General features: G+C 61.2%; 13 protein-coding genes, 2 tRNA genes and 1 rRNA gene. 4 read left to right on the forward strand and 12 right to left on the reverse strand.

Annotated features, from left to right (window positions below; all coding sequences use genetic code 11):
* Positions 1–220 precede the first annotated feature (220 nt).
* The 7 genes from FIV02_RS19000 to ilvC all read right to left on the reverse strand — a co-directional run bounded on the left by FIV02_RS19000 (position 221) and on the right by ilvC (position 6,238).
* Positions 221–296, reverse strand: a tRNA-Ala gene (locus FIV02_RS19000).
* Between the two features lie 20 nt (positions 297–316).
* Positions 317–393: transfer RNA gene (locus tag FIV02_RS19005), tRNA-Ile, on the reverse strand.
* An 88-nt stretch (positions 394–481) separates the two neighbouring features.
* Positions 482–2,018, reverse strand: a 16S ribosomal RNA gene (locus FIV02_RS19010).
* A 537-nt stretch (positions 2,019–2,555) separates the two neighbouring features.
* A complete protein-coding gene (gene msrQ, locus FIV02_RS19020; protein WP_152489501.1) occupies positions 2,556–3,182 on the reverse strand; it encodes a protein-methionine-sulfoxide reductase heme-binding subunit MsrQ in 627 nt (208 codons plus the stop codon).
* The gene (gene msrP / locus FIV02_RS19025; RefSeq protein ID WP_152489502.1) at positions 3,182–4,192 is read right to left on the reverse strand and encodes a protein-methionine-sulfoxide reductase catalytic subunit MsrP; all 1,011 of its coding nucleotides are present in this window, start codon (positions 4,190–4,192) and stop codon (positions 3,182–3,184) included. Before msrP ends, msrQ begins: the two co-directional genes overlap by 1 nt.
* Before the next feature lie 66 nt (positions 4,193–4,258).
* Entirely contained in the window at positions 4,259–5,074 is an 816-nt protein-coding gene (gene pssA, locus FIV02_RS19030; protein WP_037057267.1) for a CDP-diacylglycerol--serine O-phosphatidyltransferase, read from the reverse strand.
* A gap of 147 nt (positions 5,075–5,221) precedes the next feature.
* Positions 5,222–6,238 carry a ketol-acid reductoisomerase gene (gene ilvC / locus FIV02_RS19035; RefSeq protein ID WP_037057270.1) on the reverse strand — a complete coding sequence of 339 codons (1,017 nt, stop codon included), beginning with the start codon at positions 6,236–6,238 and terminating at the stop codon, positions 5,222–5,224.
* A gap of 125 nt (positions 6,239–6,363) precedes the next feature.
* Here ilvC and ilvY point away from each other — a divergent pair, with 125 nt between their 5' ends.
* A complete protein-coding gene (ilvY, locus tag FIV02_RS19040; RefSeq protein ID WP_134675623.1) occupies positions 6,364–7,245 on the forward strand; it encodes an HTH-type transcriptional activator IlvY in 882 nt (293 codons plus the stop codon).
* 106 nt (positions 7,246–7,351) lie between these two features.
* Here ilvY and ilvN read toward each other — a convergent pair whose 3' ends face one another.
* Together ilvN and FIV02_RS19050 are read right to left on the reverse strand one after the other, a co-directional pair.
* Complete coding sequence (gene ilvN / locus FIV02_RS19045; RefSeq protein WP_037057275.1) at positions 7,352–7,843, reverse strand: acetolactate synthase small subunit; 492 nt, start codon at positions 7,841–7,843, stop codon at positions 7,352–7,354.
* Between the two features lies 1 nt (position 7,844).
* Positions 7,845–9,569 (reverse strand): acetolactate synthase 3 large subunit, encoded by a 1,725-nt coding sequence (locus tag FIV02_RS19050; RefSeq protein WP_037057293.1) that lies wholly within the window; start codon positions 9,567–9,569, stop codon positions 7,845–7,847.
* Between the two features lie 401 nt (positions 9,570–9,970).
* Here FIV02_RS19050 and FIV02_RS19055 point away from each other — a divergent pair, with 401 nt between their 5' ends.
* Positions 9,971–10,402: a DUF4124 domain-containing protein gene (locus FIV02_RS19055; RefSeq protein WP_037057279.1), complete on the forward strand. Its 432-nt coding sequence runs from the start codon at positions 9,971–9,973 to the stop codon at positions 10,400–10,402.
* A gap of 18 nt (positions 10,403–10,420) precedes the next feature.
* Here the strand turns inward: FIV02_RS19055 and FIV02_RS19060 are convergent, their stop codons facing one another.
* From FIV02_RS19060 to mrcB, 3 genes are read right to left on the reverse strand one after another with little or no spacing between them, the layout of a single operon-like run.
* Positions 10,421–10,750: a YqcC family protein gene (locus tag FIV02_RS19060; protein WP_152489503.1), complete on the reverse strand. Its 330-nt coding sequence runs from the start codon at positions 10,748–10,750 to the stop codon at positions 10,421–10,423.
* Entirely contained in the window at positions 10,750–11,448 is a 699-nt protein-coding gene (locus FIV02_RS19065; RefSeq protein WP_167494320.1) for a tetratricopeptide repeat protein, read from the reverse strand. The genes FIV02_RS19060 and FIV02_RS19065 overlap by 1 nt, the downstream gene beginning before the upstream one ends.
* Positions 11,449–11,491: 43 nt before the next feature.
* Complete coding sequence (mrcB, locus tag FIV02_RS19070) at positions 11,492–13,810, reverse strand: penicillin-binding protein 1B (RefSeq protein WP_152489504.1); 2,319 nt, start codon at positions 13,808–13,810, stop codon at positions 11,492–11,494.
* A gap of 115 nt (positions 13,811–13,925) precedes the next feature.
* Between mrcB and FIV02_RS19075 the strand changes: the two genes are divergently transcribed.
* Together FIV02_RS19075 and FIV02_RS19080 are read left to right on the forward strand one after the other, a co-directional pair.
* The gene (locus FIV02_RS19075; RefSeq protein ID WP_152489505.1) at positions 13,926–15,488 is read left to right on the forward strand and encodes a bifunctional aminoglycoside phosphotransferase/ATP-binding protein; all 1,563 of its coding nucleotides are present in this window, start codon (positions 13,926–13,928) and stop codon (positions 15,486–15,488) included.
* Between the two features lie 84 nt (positions 15,489–15,572).
* Positions 15,573–15,917: a pentapeptide repeat-containing protein gene (locus tag FIV02_RS19080; RefSeq protein WP_037057286.1), complete on the forward strand. Its 345-nt coding sequence runs from the start codon at positions 15,573–15,575 to the stop codon at positions 15,915–15,917.
* Positions 15,918–15,964 lie beyond the last annotated feature (47 nt).

Consider the following 15,964-nt stretch of genomic DNA (forward strand, 5'->3'; position numbering starts at 1 on the left):
TGTCTCAATCGTGAAGACGACATCGCCGAAAATTTGCGTCTTGAGAACTACAAATTTTGCCTTGATTAACAATGTGCAGTGAAACACATCGTTAGTCACTTCTATCACATATCCAAATTTTTAAAGAACGATTTGTACCGGTCAAAAGACCAGAAATCAGCACTCAACAGGTCATCACCTGAAGCGCTCATTTCTGAACTCTCTAACGATCATGCTGTAATGGTGGAGCCAAGCGGGATCGAACCGCTGACCTCCTGCGTGCAAAGCAGGCGCTCTCCCAGCTGAGCTATGGCCCCGTAAGCATCTGCACCTGAATTGGTAGGTCTGGGCAGATTTGAACTGCCGACCTCACCCTTATCAGGGGTGCGCTCTAACCAACTGAGCTACAGACCTATAACAGGGTCGCCGCGTTACAGCATCGTCTTCTACAGTGAATCAAGCAATTCGTGTGGGAGCTTATGAGAAAGCTGAAGTCTTCGATTAAGGAGGTGATCCAGCCGCAGGTTCCCCTACGGCTACCTTGTTACGACTTCACCCCAGTCATGAATCACTCCGTGGTAACCGTCCCCCCGAAGGTTAGACTAGCTACTTCTGGAGCAACCCACTCCCATGGTGTGACGGGCGGTGTGTACAAGGCCCGGGAACGTATTCACCGTGACATTCTGATTCACGATTACTAGCGATTCCGACTTCACGCAGTCGAGTTGCAGACTGCGATCCGGACTACGATCGGTTTTATGGGATTAGCTCCACCTCGCGGCTTGGCAACCCTTTGTACCGACCATTGTAGCACGTGTGTAGCCCTGGCCGTAAGGGCCATGATGACTTGACGTCATCCCCACCTTCCTCCGGTTTGTCACCGGCAGTCTCCTTAGAGTGCCCACCATAACGTGCTGGTAACTAAGGACAAGGGTTGCGCTCGTTACGGGACTTAACCCAACATCTCACGACACGAGCTGACGACAGCCATGCAGCACCTGTGTCTGAGTTCCCGAAGGCACCAATCCATCTCTGGAAAGTTCTCAGCATGTCAAGGCCAGGTAAGGTTCTTCGCGTTGCTTCGAATTAAACCACATGCTCCACCGCTTGTGCGGGCCCCCGTCAATTCATTTGAGTTTTAACCTTGCGGCCGTACTCCCCAGGCGGTCAACTTAATGCGTTAGCTGCGCCACTAAAATCTCAAGGATTCCAACGGCTAGTTGACATCGTTTACGGCGTGGACTACCAGGGTATCTAATCCTGTTTGCTCCCCACGCTTTCGCACCTCAGTGTCAGTATCAGTCCAGGTAGTCGCCTTCGCCACTGGTGTTCCTTCCTATATCTACGCATTTCACCGCTACACAGGAAATTCCACTACCCTCTACCGTACTCTAGCTCGCCAGTTTTGGATGCAGTTCCCAGGTTGAGCCCGGGGCTTTCACATCCAACTTAACGAACCACCTACGCGCGCTTTACGCCCAGTAATTCCGATTAACGCTTGCACCCTTCGTATTACCGCGGCTGCTGGCACGAAGTTAGCCGGTGCTTATTCTGTTGGTAACGTCAAAACCGCAGGATATTAGCCTACAGCCCTTCCTCCCAACTTAAAGTGCTTTACAATCCGAAGACCTTCTTCACACACGCGGCATGGCTGGATCAGGCTTTCGCCCATTGTCCAATATTCCCCACTGCTGCCTCCCGTAGGAGTCTGGACCGTGTCTCAGTTCCAGTGTGACTGATCATCCTCTCAGACCAGTTACGGATCGTCGCCTTGGTGAGCCATTACCTCACCAACTAGCTAATCCGACCTAGGCTCATCTGATAGCGCAAGGCCCTAAGGTCCCCTGCTTTCTCCCGTAGGACGTATGCGGTATTAGCGTTCCTTTCGGAACGTTATCCCCCACTACCAGGCAGATTCCTAGGCATTACTCACCCGTCCGCCGCTGAATCCAGGAGCAAGCTCCCTTCATCCGCTCGACTTGCATGTGTTAGGCCTGCCGCCAGCGTTCAATCTGAGCCATGATCAAACTCTTCAGTTCAATACTACTTGGGTTTTGAGAAAACCCTAAACTTGGCTCAGCAATCGCAAATAAACTCTCGAATTCACGAGTGTTACTTGTGATGCTGATAATCAGTTGACTACCAGTCTTACCTCACAAGCACCCACACGAATTGCTTGATTCAGTTGTTAAAGAACAGTTGGTTAAGTCTTTCGTCTCAACCGAGGCCGCGCATTCTACAGCAGCCTTTGTTTCTGTCAAGCTGTTTTTCGAAGAATTTTTTCTTTCTACTCAACCACTTGCGCTTTCGATCAGAGCTTCTTCTCTCCAGCGGGAGGCGCATTCTACAGCGTTCAAAACCGCTGTCAACCACCTCTTTTCTACCGCTTTCGATCCACTTGACCGAATCACCAACAGGGCTCAACCACCACCCTGTCGACCGGCGCGCATTCTACACGCCAGATCCAGCTTTGCAACCCCTCTTTTAAACTTAACTTATTGATTAACAAGAAGTTTTCGAAGAGCTTCATCGCTGAAGTGGCGCGCATTCTACAACCCACAGAACGCGCGTCAAGCTTAAATTGCAACTTTCTTCGGATTTTCACGCAGGCTGGTCCCTGCACGCTGCAATGCCTTCGCCACGACACTGAAGCGCATCGCCAGCAGCGCCCCACCGATGAGGGCATAGGCCAGCCACTCTCCCAGGTCCGCCCGGACGACCCAGAGCATATGCAACAGTGCCAACAGCAGAATGCCGTAGACCAGACGATGCAGCGCCTTCCACCTGCGCCCCAACTTTCTGATGCTGAAACGGTTGGAGGTCACGGCCAGTGCCAGCAAGCCAAGAAACGCCAGCGCACCGACAATGATGTACGGGCGCTCGTAGAGATCGCGCAGTACCAGATCCAGACGCAACCCGGCAATGAACAAGACGTACCCCAAAAGATGCAGGGTGACATAAGTGAAGCACCACAACCCGAGCTGGCGGCGCACGGCGATCCATCCCCCCCAGCGGCTGAGCTGCTGCAGGGGGGTCATGGCCAGTGTGATCAGCAGCAGAATCAGAGCACCTAGCCCCAGGTTGTCCACCAGGGTCTTGCCGGGATCAGGCCCAAGCTGGCCGAACAGCGCCAGATACAACCAGTACAGCGGCGGTGCCGAGGCGGCCAGGAACACGCCGACACGCCAGAATCGATAACGCATCAGTAGTACCTCGCCAGGTCCATCCCGGCATACAGCCCGGCCACTTCGTCATAGCCGTTGAACATCCGGGTATCGATCACGTTCGGACTGAACAGCCCACTGGGCAGCCTGCGCTCGGTGGCCTGCGACCAGCGCGGGTGATCGACCTGCGGATTGACGTTGGCATAGAAGCCGTACTCGTTCGGCGCGATGCCCTCCCAGGTAGTCGCGGGCGCCTCGGCCACCAGGCTGATGCGCACGATCGACTTGATGCTCTTGAAGCCATATTTCCAGGGCACCACCAGACGCAGCGGCGCACCGTTCTGATGGGGCAGCACCCGCCCATACATGCCGACGGCCATGAAGGCCAGCGGCTGCATGGCCTCGTCCATGCGCAAGCCTTCTACATAAGGCCAGTCGATCAGGGAAAAGCCCGAGCGCTGCCCCGGCATGTGCTCATGGTCCACCAGCGTTTCGAAACGCACGTAACGCGCCGAGGAGGTCGGCTCGACCTGCTTGAGCAGATCGGCCAGAGGGAAACCCAGCCAGGGAATGACCATGGACCAGGCCTCGACACAGCGCAGCCGGTAGATGCGCTCTTCGAATGCATGAGGCTTGACCAGGTCTTCTATGGCATAACGCCCCGGCTTGCCCACCTCGCCATCGACCGTCACGCTCCAGGGCTCGACCTGCAGCGAGCCTGCCCTGGCGGCAGGATCGCCCTTGCCGGTCCCGAACTCGTAGAAGTTGTTGTAGTGGGTCGCGTCCCTGAAGGGCGTGATGCTCTCCCCTTCGACGGTCATCGCCTGCCAGCGCGTGGCCGACAGTTTCTCATCGAACCAGCCGGGCGCCTTCGCCGGCTCGACATCGGCATAGACGCCCTGCGGCTCGGCGCTTGCCCAGCCCGGCATCGCAGCCATGGCCGCCAGCGCCAGCGAGCCCTGCATCAGCTTGCGACGGGACAGGTAAACGGACTCGGGCGTGACTTCGGACTCGAGAGCCCGAGAGGAAGAAGGAACTCGGATGAGCATGGCAACCCCGCGACTACAGTTCGAGAAACGAACTGTAGACCACGGAGTAGAGGAGAAATTACACCGTCAGACGGATTTGCGACGACGCAACTGCAACAGGTACTGGATCGGCCCGGACACCGCATAGGCGAGGAAGATCAGCAGCAGGATACGCGGCGGGTCGCTGAACACCACGGCGAACACCAAAACCACCGCCAGGATGGCCACGAACGGCACACGCCCTTTCAGGTCGAGATCCTTGAAGCTGTAGTACTTGATGTTGCTGACCATCAGGCAGCCGGCGGCAGCCACCAGCAACGCGACGGCGAAGGACATGTTCGAGCCCTTGATACCGAAATCGCTGAAGGCCCAGACGGTGCCGGCAACCACACCCGCCGCAGCCGGACTGGCCAGGCCGATGAAGTAGCGCTTGTCGACGCTGCCGATCTGCGTGTTGAAGCGCGCCAGGCGCAGCGCCGCACCGGCGACATAGATGAAGGCGACCATCCAGCCGACCTTGCCCATGCTGCCCAGGGCCCACTCGAACGCCAGCAGTGCGGGAGCGACGCCGAAGGCGACCATGTCCGAGAGCGAGTCGTACTCGGCGCCGAAGGCGCTCTGCGTGTTGGTCAGTCGTGCGACTCGGCCATCCAGGCTGTCGAGCACCATGGCGACGAACACCGTGGCGGCAGCGACGTAGAAGTTGCCGTTCATCGCGTTGATGATGGAGTAGAAACCGGCGAACAGGTTTGCCGTGGTGAACAGATTGGGCAGCAGGTAGATGCCGCGGTGACGAACTTTGCGCCCTTCGGCGTCCTGCCCTTCCTCTATGTGCTCGTCGATCGGCAGCAGGCTTTCCAGATTGTCGCCGGCCGGCTTTTGATCCTCGGGACCTTCACTCATGAACAGCACCTTGCAACGGGTTTGACGAATTTCAACCGGGGCGACTGGACTCAGTTCGCCACCAAGCGAGCAGGCTTTATACCAGAAGCCTCGCCGCAGAACGAAAAAACGCGGCATAAAGCCGCGTTCTTTCGCACATCGCAGACCTTAGTTCTTGGTCTTGTCGACGATCTTGTTGGCAGCGATCCACGGCATCATGCCGCGCAGTTGCTCACCGATCACTTCGATGCCGTGCGCAGCGTTGTTACGACGCTTGGCAGTCATCGACGGGTAGCCAGTGGCACCTTCGCTGATGAACATCTTGGCGTACTCGCCGTCCTGGATGCGCTTCAGGGCGTTGCGCATGGCCTGGCGGGACTCGGCGTTGATCACTTCCGGACCGGTGACGTACTCGCCGTACTCGGCGTTGTTGGAGATCGAGTAGTTCATGTTGGCGATGCCGCCTTCGTACATGAGGTCAACGATCAGCTTCAGTTCGTGCAGGCACTCGAAATAGGCCATTTCCGGCGCATAACCGGCTTCGACCAGGGTTTCGAAACCGGCCTTGACCAGTTCGACGGTGCCGCCACAGAGAACGGCCTGCTCACCGAACAGGTCGGTTTCGGTCTCGTCCTTGAAGGTGGTTTCGATGATGCCGGTACGGCCGCCACCAACGCCCGAAGCGTAGGACAGGGCAACATTCTTGGCGTTGCCGGAAGCGTCCTGGTAAACGGCGATCAGATCAGGGATGCCGCCGCCCTTGACGAACTCGGTGCGTACAGTGTGACCCGGAGCCTTCGGCGCGATCATGATCACGTCGAGGTCGGCACGCGGTACGACCTGGTTGTAGTGGATGGCAAAGCCGTGGGAGAAGGCCAGGGTAGCGCCCTGCTTGATGTTCGGCTCGATCTCGTTCTTGTACAGCTGGCCCTGGAACTCGTCCGGGGTCAGGATCATGACCAGATCGGCAGCGGCAACGGCGCTGGCGACGTCGGTCACTTTCAGGCCGTGGGCTTCGGCCTTGGCCACAGTCGCGGAGCCTTTGCGCAGACCGATGGTGACGTCGACACCGGAGTCCTTCAGGTTGCAGGCCTGAGCGTGGCCCTGGGAGCCGTAACCGATGATGGCGACTTTCTTGCCCTGGATGATGGAGAGGTCGCAATCTTTGTCGTAATAAACTTTCATGTTCTTGGCTCTTCTGAATCGAAAGGGATGGGGTGCAAGCACCGCGACAGAGAAACCTTATGTGATCTATCCCGTTGCGTAAAATGATATATTTGCAACACAACGTGCCGATATCTGAAACACACATGGACAGTCACTCCCTCAGGCTCTTTCTTTCCCTGGCCGACAACCTGCACTTCGGCAAGACCAGCCGTGAACAGCACGTCAGCCCGTCCGCGCTAAGCCGCAGCATCAAGCAGCTGGAGGAAGAACTGGGCGCGACGCTGTTCGTGCGCGACAACCGCTCCGTACGCCTGACACGCGAGGGGCAACAGTTTCGCGAGTACGCCAGCGATGTCATGAATGGCTGGCAGGCCATCCGCCAGACCTTCATGCAGGACCAGCAGAGCCTGCACGGCGAGCTGTCCCTGTACTGCTCGGTCACTGCGAGCTACAGCTTCCTCTACGACATTCTCAGCAGCTTCCGTCAGGACTACCCTCGCATCGAGATGAAGCTGCACACCGGCGATCCGGCGAAAGCCGTGGAACGGGTGCAACAAGGGCTCGAGGACCTCGCCATCGGCGCGCGCCCGAACAACCTGCCGGCGGGGGTCGACTTCCAGTCGATCACCCGCTCGGAACTGCGCTTCATCGGCCCGCAATCACCGCAGTTGCTGAGCGACGAGCAACTCAGGCAGCCCACGGCGGACAGCTGGAAGGACGTGCCGATGATTCTCTCGGAGGAAGGGCTGGCCCGTACGCGCACGGATCGCTGGCTGAAAAGCCATAACATCAAGCCGCGTATCTATGCCCAGGTGAGCGGCAACGAGGCCATCGTCAGCATGGTCAGCCTGGGCTTCGGCATCGGCGTGGTGCCGCAGATCGTGCTCGACAACAGCCCGCTGACCGCACGCATCCGCATCTACGACATCCAGCCGCCGCTGGCCGCGTATGACATCGGCCTGTTCGCCCTGGAGAAGCGCCTCAAGGACCCGTTGATCGCCGCGTTCTGGAACCGCCAGCGCTGAATTCGGGCAGACACCTTGCCGGGCATGTCGCTGGCAAGCATACCTCTGACCATGAAAAAGCCCCGCACGAGGCGGGGCTTCTGCTCAGCAGGACACTCAGGCTACTTCAGATACTCAGTACCTTGTCGCCACGCGAGATACCCGTGACACCACTGCGTACCGTCTCCAGGATCGACGCGGTGCCGATGGCCTGGATGAAGCTGTCCAGCTTGTCGCTGGTGCCGGTCAGCTGCACGGTGTAGACGCTGCTGGTCACATCCACGATCTGGCCGCGGAAGATGTCGGTGGTGCGCTTGACCTCGGCGCGCTGGGCGCCGGTGGCCTTGATCTTGACCAGCATCAGTTCGCGCTCGATATGGGCGCTTTCCGACAGATTGACCAGCTTCACCACCTCGACCAGCTTGTTGAGGTTCTTGGTGATCTGCTCGATGACCTCGTCATGCCCCACCGTGGTCAGGGTCAGGCGCGACAGCGTCGGATCCTCGGTGGGCGCCACGGTAAGGCTTTCGATGTTGTAGTTGCGCTGCGAGAACAGACCGACCACGCGGGACAGTGCGCCCGGTTCGTTTTCCAGCAACAGGGAAATGATATGTCGCATCTTAGGTCCGCTCCGTCTTGCTCAGCCACATGTCACGCATCGCACCGTCTCTGATCTGCATCGGATAGACGTGCTCGCTGTCGTCCACGGCAATGTCGAGGAACACCAGGCGATCCTTCATGGCGAAGGCTTCTTCCAGACCGGACTTGAGGTCCTTGAGCTGGGTGATGCGCATGCCGACGTGGCCATAGGCCTCGGCCAGCTTGACGAAGTCGGGCAGCGACTCCATGTAGGAGTGCGAATAACGGCTGTTGTACTGCATGTCCTGCCATTGGCGAACCATGCCCAGCGCACCGTTGTTCAGATTGACGATCTTCACCGGCAGGTCGTACTGCAGGCAGGTCGACAGCTCCTGAATGTTCATCTGGATACTGCCTTCGCCGGTCACGCACGCCACGTCGGCGTCCGGGAAGTTCAGCTTGATGCCCATGGCGGCAGGGAAACCGAAGCCCATGGTGCCCAGGCCACCGGAGTTGATCCAGCGATTGGGCTTGTTGAAGCGGTAGTACTGCGCCGCGAACATCTGGTGCTGACCAACATCGGAGGTGACGTAGGCATCGCCACGGGTCACTTCGCACAGGGTTTCGATCACGCTCTGCGGCTTGATGATCGAGCCATCACCCTCGTTGTAGGGGAACAGACGGCCGCTACCGCGCCACTCGTCGATCTGCTTCCACCAGCTGGCCACGGTGTCCTTGTTCGGGGTCTCACCGATTTCCTTGAGGATGGCGACCATCTCGGTCAGCACGCTGTCCACCGGGCCCACGATCGGGATGTCGGCCTTGATGGTCTTGGAGATCGAAGCCGGGTCGATATCGATGTGGATGATCTTGGCGTTCGGGCAGAACTTGGCCGCGCCGTTGATCACGCGGTCATCGAAGCGTGCACCCACGGCGAGGATCACGTCGGCGTGGTGCATGGCCAGGTTGGCGGTGTAGCTGCCGTGCATGCCGAGCATGCCGAGGAACTGGCGGTCGGTGCCCGGGTAGCCGCCCAGGCCCATCAGGGTATTGGTCACCGGCAGGTTGAGCATCTGTGCCAGTTCGGTCAGCGGCGCGGAGGCGCCCCCCATGATCACGCCACCACCGGAGTACATCACCGGGCGCTTGGCCGCCAGCAGCATCTCGGCCGCCTTGCGGATCTGCCCGGAGTGACCGCGAACGGCCGGGCTGTACGAACGCAGCTTGACCTTCTTCGGGTACACGTATTCGAACTTCTGGGTGGGATCGCCCATGTCTTTGGGGATGTCCACCACCACCGGTCCCGGACGGCCGGACTCGGCGAGATAGAAAGCCTTCTTCAGCACCTCGGGGATTTCCGACGGGTGCTTGATGATGAAGCTGTGCTTCACGATCGGACGGGAAATACCGACCATGTCGGTTTCCTGGAAGGCATCGGTGCCGACCATGGCGCTCGGCACCTGGCCGGAGATCACCACCATCGGGATGGAGTCCATATAGGCAGTGGCAATGCCGGTAATCGCATTGGTCGCGCCCGGGCCGGAAGTCACCAGCACCACGCCGGCCTTGCCGGTCGCACGGGCATAGCCGTCAGCCATGTGGGTCGCAGCCTGTTCGTGACGCACCAGGATATGGGTCACTTCCGGTTCTTTGAACAGGGCATCGTAGATATGCAGGAGAGCACCGCCAGGGTACCCATAGATGTGCTTAACGCCTTCGTCACGCAGGAAGCGGACGACCATTTCAGCGCCGGATAAAAGCTCCACGTTGTTCACCTCTTGAACGCCAGTATGCCACCCGCCAACGGGTAGCCCTAAGTAGGTTCTTACTGTCAGCGGACACGCACGACGGTGATCGTGGATTCGGAACATCAGCTTGACGAGTAACGGAGCAGCCCATGGTCTTGCGGGGCTGGCCCTCCCAGCGCGAGGTAACGCGTTGCGGGTGTCACGGTTCGGCGCGGGTAGCGCCTCTTTCCCCCGAGCTGGAGGACGCTTGCGGCGGACTCCACTACGGGGAAGGCTGGATTGTTCGGGTTCGACGCAGGCAAGTCAAGAGATGCTTGACCTATTATTCGAAGTGCGGCTGTGACGCAGCGCAGGATGAAGATCCCTGGCTTTTGGTTATAGTAACCAGCAGTACCGCAGCTCTCGACAAAGGAAACAGCATGCGCCACATGATTCTAACGGGCAGTCTGATGCTCGCCCTGAGCGCAACCGCCATGGCCAGCCAGGTCTACAAGTGGGTGGACGACAACGGCGTGACCCACTTCGGCGCACAACCGCCTCAGGGCCAGCAGTCCACCACCATCAATACCTCTGCACCGCCACCGGCCCCGGCGCCCAGCGTGCCGGCACCGGCCGTCGAGCAAGCCGACCCCGAGCAGGCGGCCATCGACAAGAAGGTCAAGCAGGACGTGGCGAAGCGGGAAGCGGAGCGCAAGAAGTACTGTGAAGAGGCCCGCACCAGCCTGGCCCAGCTGGAAAACAATCCGCGCGTGCGGGTCGAGGTGGAAGGCGAGCTGCGCCGTATCGACGAGGACGAACGTCAGGAACGCATCAGCGAACTGAAGAAGTCCATCACCGAAACCTGCAAGTGACGCCGGACGCGCGCGTCCTCAGGACGTGCGCGTCAACAGGCGATCGAACTCGCCAAGCAGCTCCAGCAAGCGACGGGCGACACCCGACTGCTCGCGGTACACCATCTCGGCCATCGGCTGGATACCCGACACCGATGGCAAGGCCGCACCCGCCTCCAGCAACTGCTTCATCCGCGGCAGGAAGATCCACTGCAACCACTGCTCGAAGGTCAGGGTGTCGACACAGAACGGCTCCTGGCTGGCCAGCGCTTCTGCGCTGGGCGCCTGCTCCTGCCACCAGCCCAGTACGCGCAACTCACGCTCGATGAGCAGCAGATGCTCGGCCAGCTCATTCACTCGTGCATCCATCAGAGGCTCACCCGCGCGCGCTCACGGGCCTGCGCCGCGCCAGCGGAGTCGCCCTGCCGCTCACGCGCCTGGGCAATCAGGTTCCACAAACTGGCCTGCAGGGCAGGACGGCCACTGGCATAGGTCAGGCCGCGACGGGCGAACTGTTCGGCCTGAGCCGCATCGCCCTGCGCCAGGCGCACCTCGGCCAGGCGGTAGAGCACCTGCGGCTCACGCGGCGCGATACGCTGGGCGCGCTCGAGACTTGAGGCGGCGCCATTGAGATCACCACCGCCCTGCTGCTGCTGCGCGGTGGTCAGCAGCGCCAGGACCGGCCCATCCAGCTGCTCGTCGGCCGCCAGGCCACCACCGCTGGGAATGCCGCTGGGCGCACTCGGCACGGAGGACGAGTCGAAGCCGCCCTGCCCCATGCTCACCGGCGGCTCGTCGAAGGTCAGCCCACCGTTGGCGGGAGCGCCCTGCGGCCCGGTCTGCAACGGCGCGGAAGCGGCGCCCTGAGGCACCATCACCACCACGCCGGAATCCTCTTCGAACGGCTGCGACTGCGCACCGGCAGGCGCGGAGGCGGCGTTATCGGAGACACGACCAGCCGACAGCGGCGTGCCCGCATCGACGACGGGAATCGAGCCACGCGGCACCGTACTACAGCCTGCCAGGGTCGTCGTTGCCAGCAAGGCCACAAGCCACTTCTTGTTCACATCCAATCCTCTTCAGCTCACGCCGGGGAACGCGCCCCGGCCGTCAATCCAACCAGCCCCGCACCCAGTCCATCACCGACTCCACGGGCGCCTGAATACCGCAGGCGGAGCCAGGACTGGGTTCGCTGCCGCGAATATAAGGCATCTGCACCGCATCCGGGCAGCCCGACGCCGAGCCGAGACCGGTCTGGCGATCCACCCAGGCCAGGGTGACGTTATCCGGCATGGGCATGTCCAGCGGCAACGGATCGGCCTTGCGCATGAATCCCGTCCAGACCTGCAGCGCACCGGTTGCACCGGTCAGCGGGGTGGGACCGTTGTCATCGCGCCCCAGCCAGACGACAGAGAGCAGGTCCTGACTGAAGCCGGCGAACCAGCTGTCACGCGAGTCGTTGCTGGTACCGGTCTTGCCGGCCAGGTTCAACGAGCGGGGCAGCTGGCTGTACACCGAGCGCCCCGTGCCCTCGCGCATGGTGCGCTGCATGGCGTTCTGCACCAGGTAGATGGCCCCAGGATCGAAGCGCTGCTGGATCTTGAACGGGTAACGCCCGAGTGGCTCGCCTTCGGCGGTGAGCACGCTGCGGATACCGCGCAACGGGGTGTTGAAGCCACCGTTGGCCAGGGTCTGATACATCCCCGCGACTTCCATCGGCGTCAACGCTCCGGCCCCGAGGAGCATCGAAGGATAAGCCGGCCACTTGCGCTCGACACCCAGTCGCTCCAGGGTCTTGAGCACGTTCGGCACGCCGATCTCCAGGCCGAGCTTGGCCGTGGACAGGTTGTAGGAATGCGCCAGCCCCTGGTACAGGTAGATCGTGCCGTGTGCCTTGCGGTCGTAGTTCTGCGGCGTCCAGACCTGACCATCCTGGCCCTTGATGGAGAACGGCTCGTCCTCCAGCCAGCTGGTCAGCGTGTACTGGCTGGGACGCTCCAGCGCGGACAGGTAGATGGCGGGCTTGATCAGCGAGCCGATGGGGCGCACGGCATCCATTGCCCGGTTGAACCCGGCGAAGCGTGGCTGGCGGCTGCCGATCAGCGCCTGCACCTCCCCCGTCTCGGGGTTGGTCACCACCATGCCGGCCTGCACCTGGTCGACCCCCTTGCGCCCGGCCAGGCGCTTCAGCGTTTCGGCCAGGGCCTCTTCGGCCTTGAGCTGCAGGATCGGGTCGAAGCTGGTGAAGATGCGCAGCCCTTCTTCGGTCAGGTCCTGCTCGCGGTAATCCTCGCGCAGCTGGCGCTTGACCAGGTCGAGGAAGGCCGGGAACGAGCTGTCGGCCATGCTGCCACGGGTGGTGACGCCCAGCGGCTTCTGTTTGACGGCGGCGGCTTCCTCGGCGGTGATCGTGCCCTGCTCGGCCAGCAGGTCGAGCACCAGGTTGCGCCGGGTCATCGCACGCTCGGGGTTGCGCCGGGGGTTGTAGTAGGTCGGCCCCTTGACCATGCCCACCAGCAACGCCACCTGCTCCAGCTTCAGCTCGGAAATCGGCTGGCTGAAGAAGTACTGACTGGCCAGGCCGAAACCGTGTACGGCGCGCTGGCCATCCTGACCGAGAAACACCTCGTTCATGTAGGCTTCGAGGATCTCGCGCTTGTCGTAGTGCAGCTCGAGCAGCACCGCCATCATGGCTTCGGTGGCCTTGCGCGCCAGGGTACGCTCGTTGTTCAGGTAGAAGTTCTTCACCAGCTGCTGGGTCAGGGTACTACCGCCCTGCACCAGGCGCCCGGAGGTGGCGTTGATCCACAGCGCACGGGCGATCCCCTTGGGGGAGACACCGAAGTGATCGAAGTAGTCGCGGTCTTCCACCGCCACCAGCGCGTCGATCAGATAGGCCGGAACCTGATCCAGCTTGATCAGGATGCGATCCTCCTGATGCGCCGGGTACAGACCACCGATCAGCAGCGGTTCGAGCCGCGCCACGGCCAGATCGCCACCGTCGCCCTTGTTCAGGCCGGCGACATAGTCCCCGGAAAAGCGCACCCGGACTCGTTGCGACGGCTCGGCGCCTTCGTAGAACTGAAAACCACGACTGTGCAGTTCGATGTTGTTGCCGGCGACCGACACCGCCCCCGGACCGTTGACCACGCTTTCACGGCGATAGCCCAACGCATCGAGCTCGCGCAGGAAGTCGTTCTTGGCCAGTTTCTGCCCGACGAACAGCTCCAGCGGTCGGGCATAGACCTTCGCCGGCACCGTCCAGCGCTTGCCGGAGAACTTCTCCTGCACGACGGCATCGAGATAGACGGCAAAACCGGCCAGGATGACCAGACCGACCAAGCCGAGCTTGACGCCCCAGGCAAACCAGGGACGCAGAGCGGATGAGCGGGACTTTTTCTTTGAGCGGGGAGAGCGTTTTCGAGTCATGGCGGAATTATACGCACTTTAGATAGGGGCCAGCAGCGTCGCCCGGACAGTTTGCAGAGCAGCTCACAGCGGCCATAATGCCCAGCTCGAACAGCGTCTAGAACAAGGATCGAACGTGAGCCAAGCCCTGATTGCCGCATTGCAGAACCCGGCCCTGTATCCGCATCCCGTGGAAGGGTTTCAGGTGATTGAGACCCACATTTCCTGGGTTTTGCTCACTGGCAAGCATGCCTACAAGATCAAAAAGCCGGTCAACTTCGGTTTTCTCGACTTCACAGCGCTCGACGCACGTCGACATTTCTGTGAAGAAGAGCTGCGCCTCAACCAGCGCCTGACCCAGGACCTGTACCTGGAAGTCGTGGCCATCGGTGGCAGCGAAGACGCTCCCAGCCTCGACGGCAGCACACCGGCCATCGAATACGCGCTGAAGATGCGCCAGTTCCCCCAGGAGCAACTGCTCAGCGCCATCCAGGCACGCGGCGAGCTGGGCGACGCCCACATCGACGCCCTTGCCGAGCAGATCGCCAGATTCCACATGGACGCCCCCGTCGTGCCTCAGGATCACCCACTGGGCAGCGCCGAGGCGGTGATGGCACCGGTACAGCAGAACTTCGAGCAGATTCGCCCGATGCTCAGCGATGCGAACGACCTGCAGCAGCTCGACGCACTCGAGGCCTGGGCGCAGTCGAGCTACGACCGCCTGCAACCGCTGCTGGCGGAGCGCAAGGCACAGGGTTTCATCCGTGAGTGCCATGGCGACATCCACCTGGGCAACGCGGCACAGATCGATGGCCGCGTGGTGCTGTTCGACTGCATCGAATTCAACGAACCCTTCCGCATGACCGACGTCACCGCGGACATCGGCTTCCTGGCGATGGACCTCGAGGACCGTGGTCTCAAGTGCCTGGCACGCCGCTTCATCAGTGGCTGGCTGGAACACACGGGTGACTACGCTGCCCTGCACCTGCTGAATTTCTACAAGGCCTATCGCGCCATGGTGCGCGGCAAGGTCGCCCTGTTCCGCCTGGGCCAGGAGCAGGACCCGGTGCAGCGCGCCGTCATTCTCCGCCAGTACCGCGGCTATGCTGCCCTGGCCGAGAGCTACAGCGCCATCCCCTCGCCATTCCTGGCCATCACCCACGGCGTGTCGGCCGTTGGCAAGAGCCACGTGGCCATGCGCCTGGTCGAAGCGCTGGGCACCATTCGCCTGCGTTCCGACGTCGAGCGCAAGCGCCTGTTCGGCGAGCAGAACGCCGCAGCCAAGGACAAGCTGGCTGCCGGCATCTACAGCGAGGACGCCAGCCAGGCGACCTACACCCGCCTGCACCAGTTGGCCCGCCAGATCCTGCAGGCCGGCTTCCCGGTGGTGATCGATGCCACCTACCTCAAGGCGGCTCAGCGCGAGGCAGCTAGCGAAGTCGCCGAGGAGCTTGGCGCGCCGTTCCTGATTCTCGACTGCCATGCGCCCGAGGCAGTGATCGCCGGCTGGCTGGAGCAACGGCAAAGCGAGGGCACGGACCCTTCCGATGCGACCCTGGACGTCATCAAGGCCCAGCAGGCCGGTCGCGAAGCGCTCAGCAGCGAAGAGCTGAGCCACAGCAAGCGCGTCGACACGCACGACAGCGCCAGCCTCGACGGCCTGGTCGAGCAGATTCGCCAGCGCCTGCCCGGCATCTGACCCCATCAGAGGTTGGCCACACCCTGCCGGGCAAAGCCTGGCAGGGCTTCTATACTGCCGGTGACACCACCACCGGTATCTGCCATGAGTCAGCCACGCCAGCTCGATCATCCGCTCTACCACCTCCTGCATAACGACGACGTGCAAGGCTTCAATGCGCAGAAGCCCAAGGGCGTCGAAGTCGACCTGTCCGGCGGCGACTTTCGTGGCCTGGACCTGCGCAACCTGGACACCGAAAGCATCAACTTCACCGACGCCTACTTCCGTGGCGCCGACCTGCGCGGCCTGGACCTGCGCAACGCCAGGATAGAAGGCGCGAGCCTGGCGCACGCGCAGATTTCCGGCGCCTACTTTCCCGTCGAACTGACTGCGGACGAGATCCTCATGTCGGTGAACTTCGGCACACGCTTGCGCTATCGCACGAAGTGACTGCGCAGATGTAGCGACGCAAAAAACACCAAGGCAATTGGCCGCTA

The organism is Pseudomonas sp. THAF187a (assembly GCF_009363395.1).
Lineage (GTDB): Bacteria > Pseudomonadota > Gammaproteobacteria > Pseudomonadales > Pseudomonadaceae > Aquipseudomonas > Aquipseudomonas khazarica.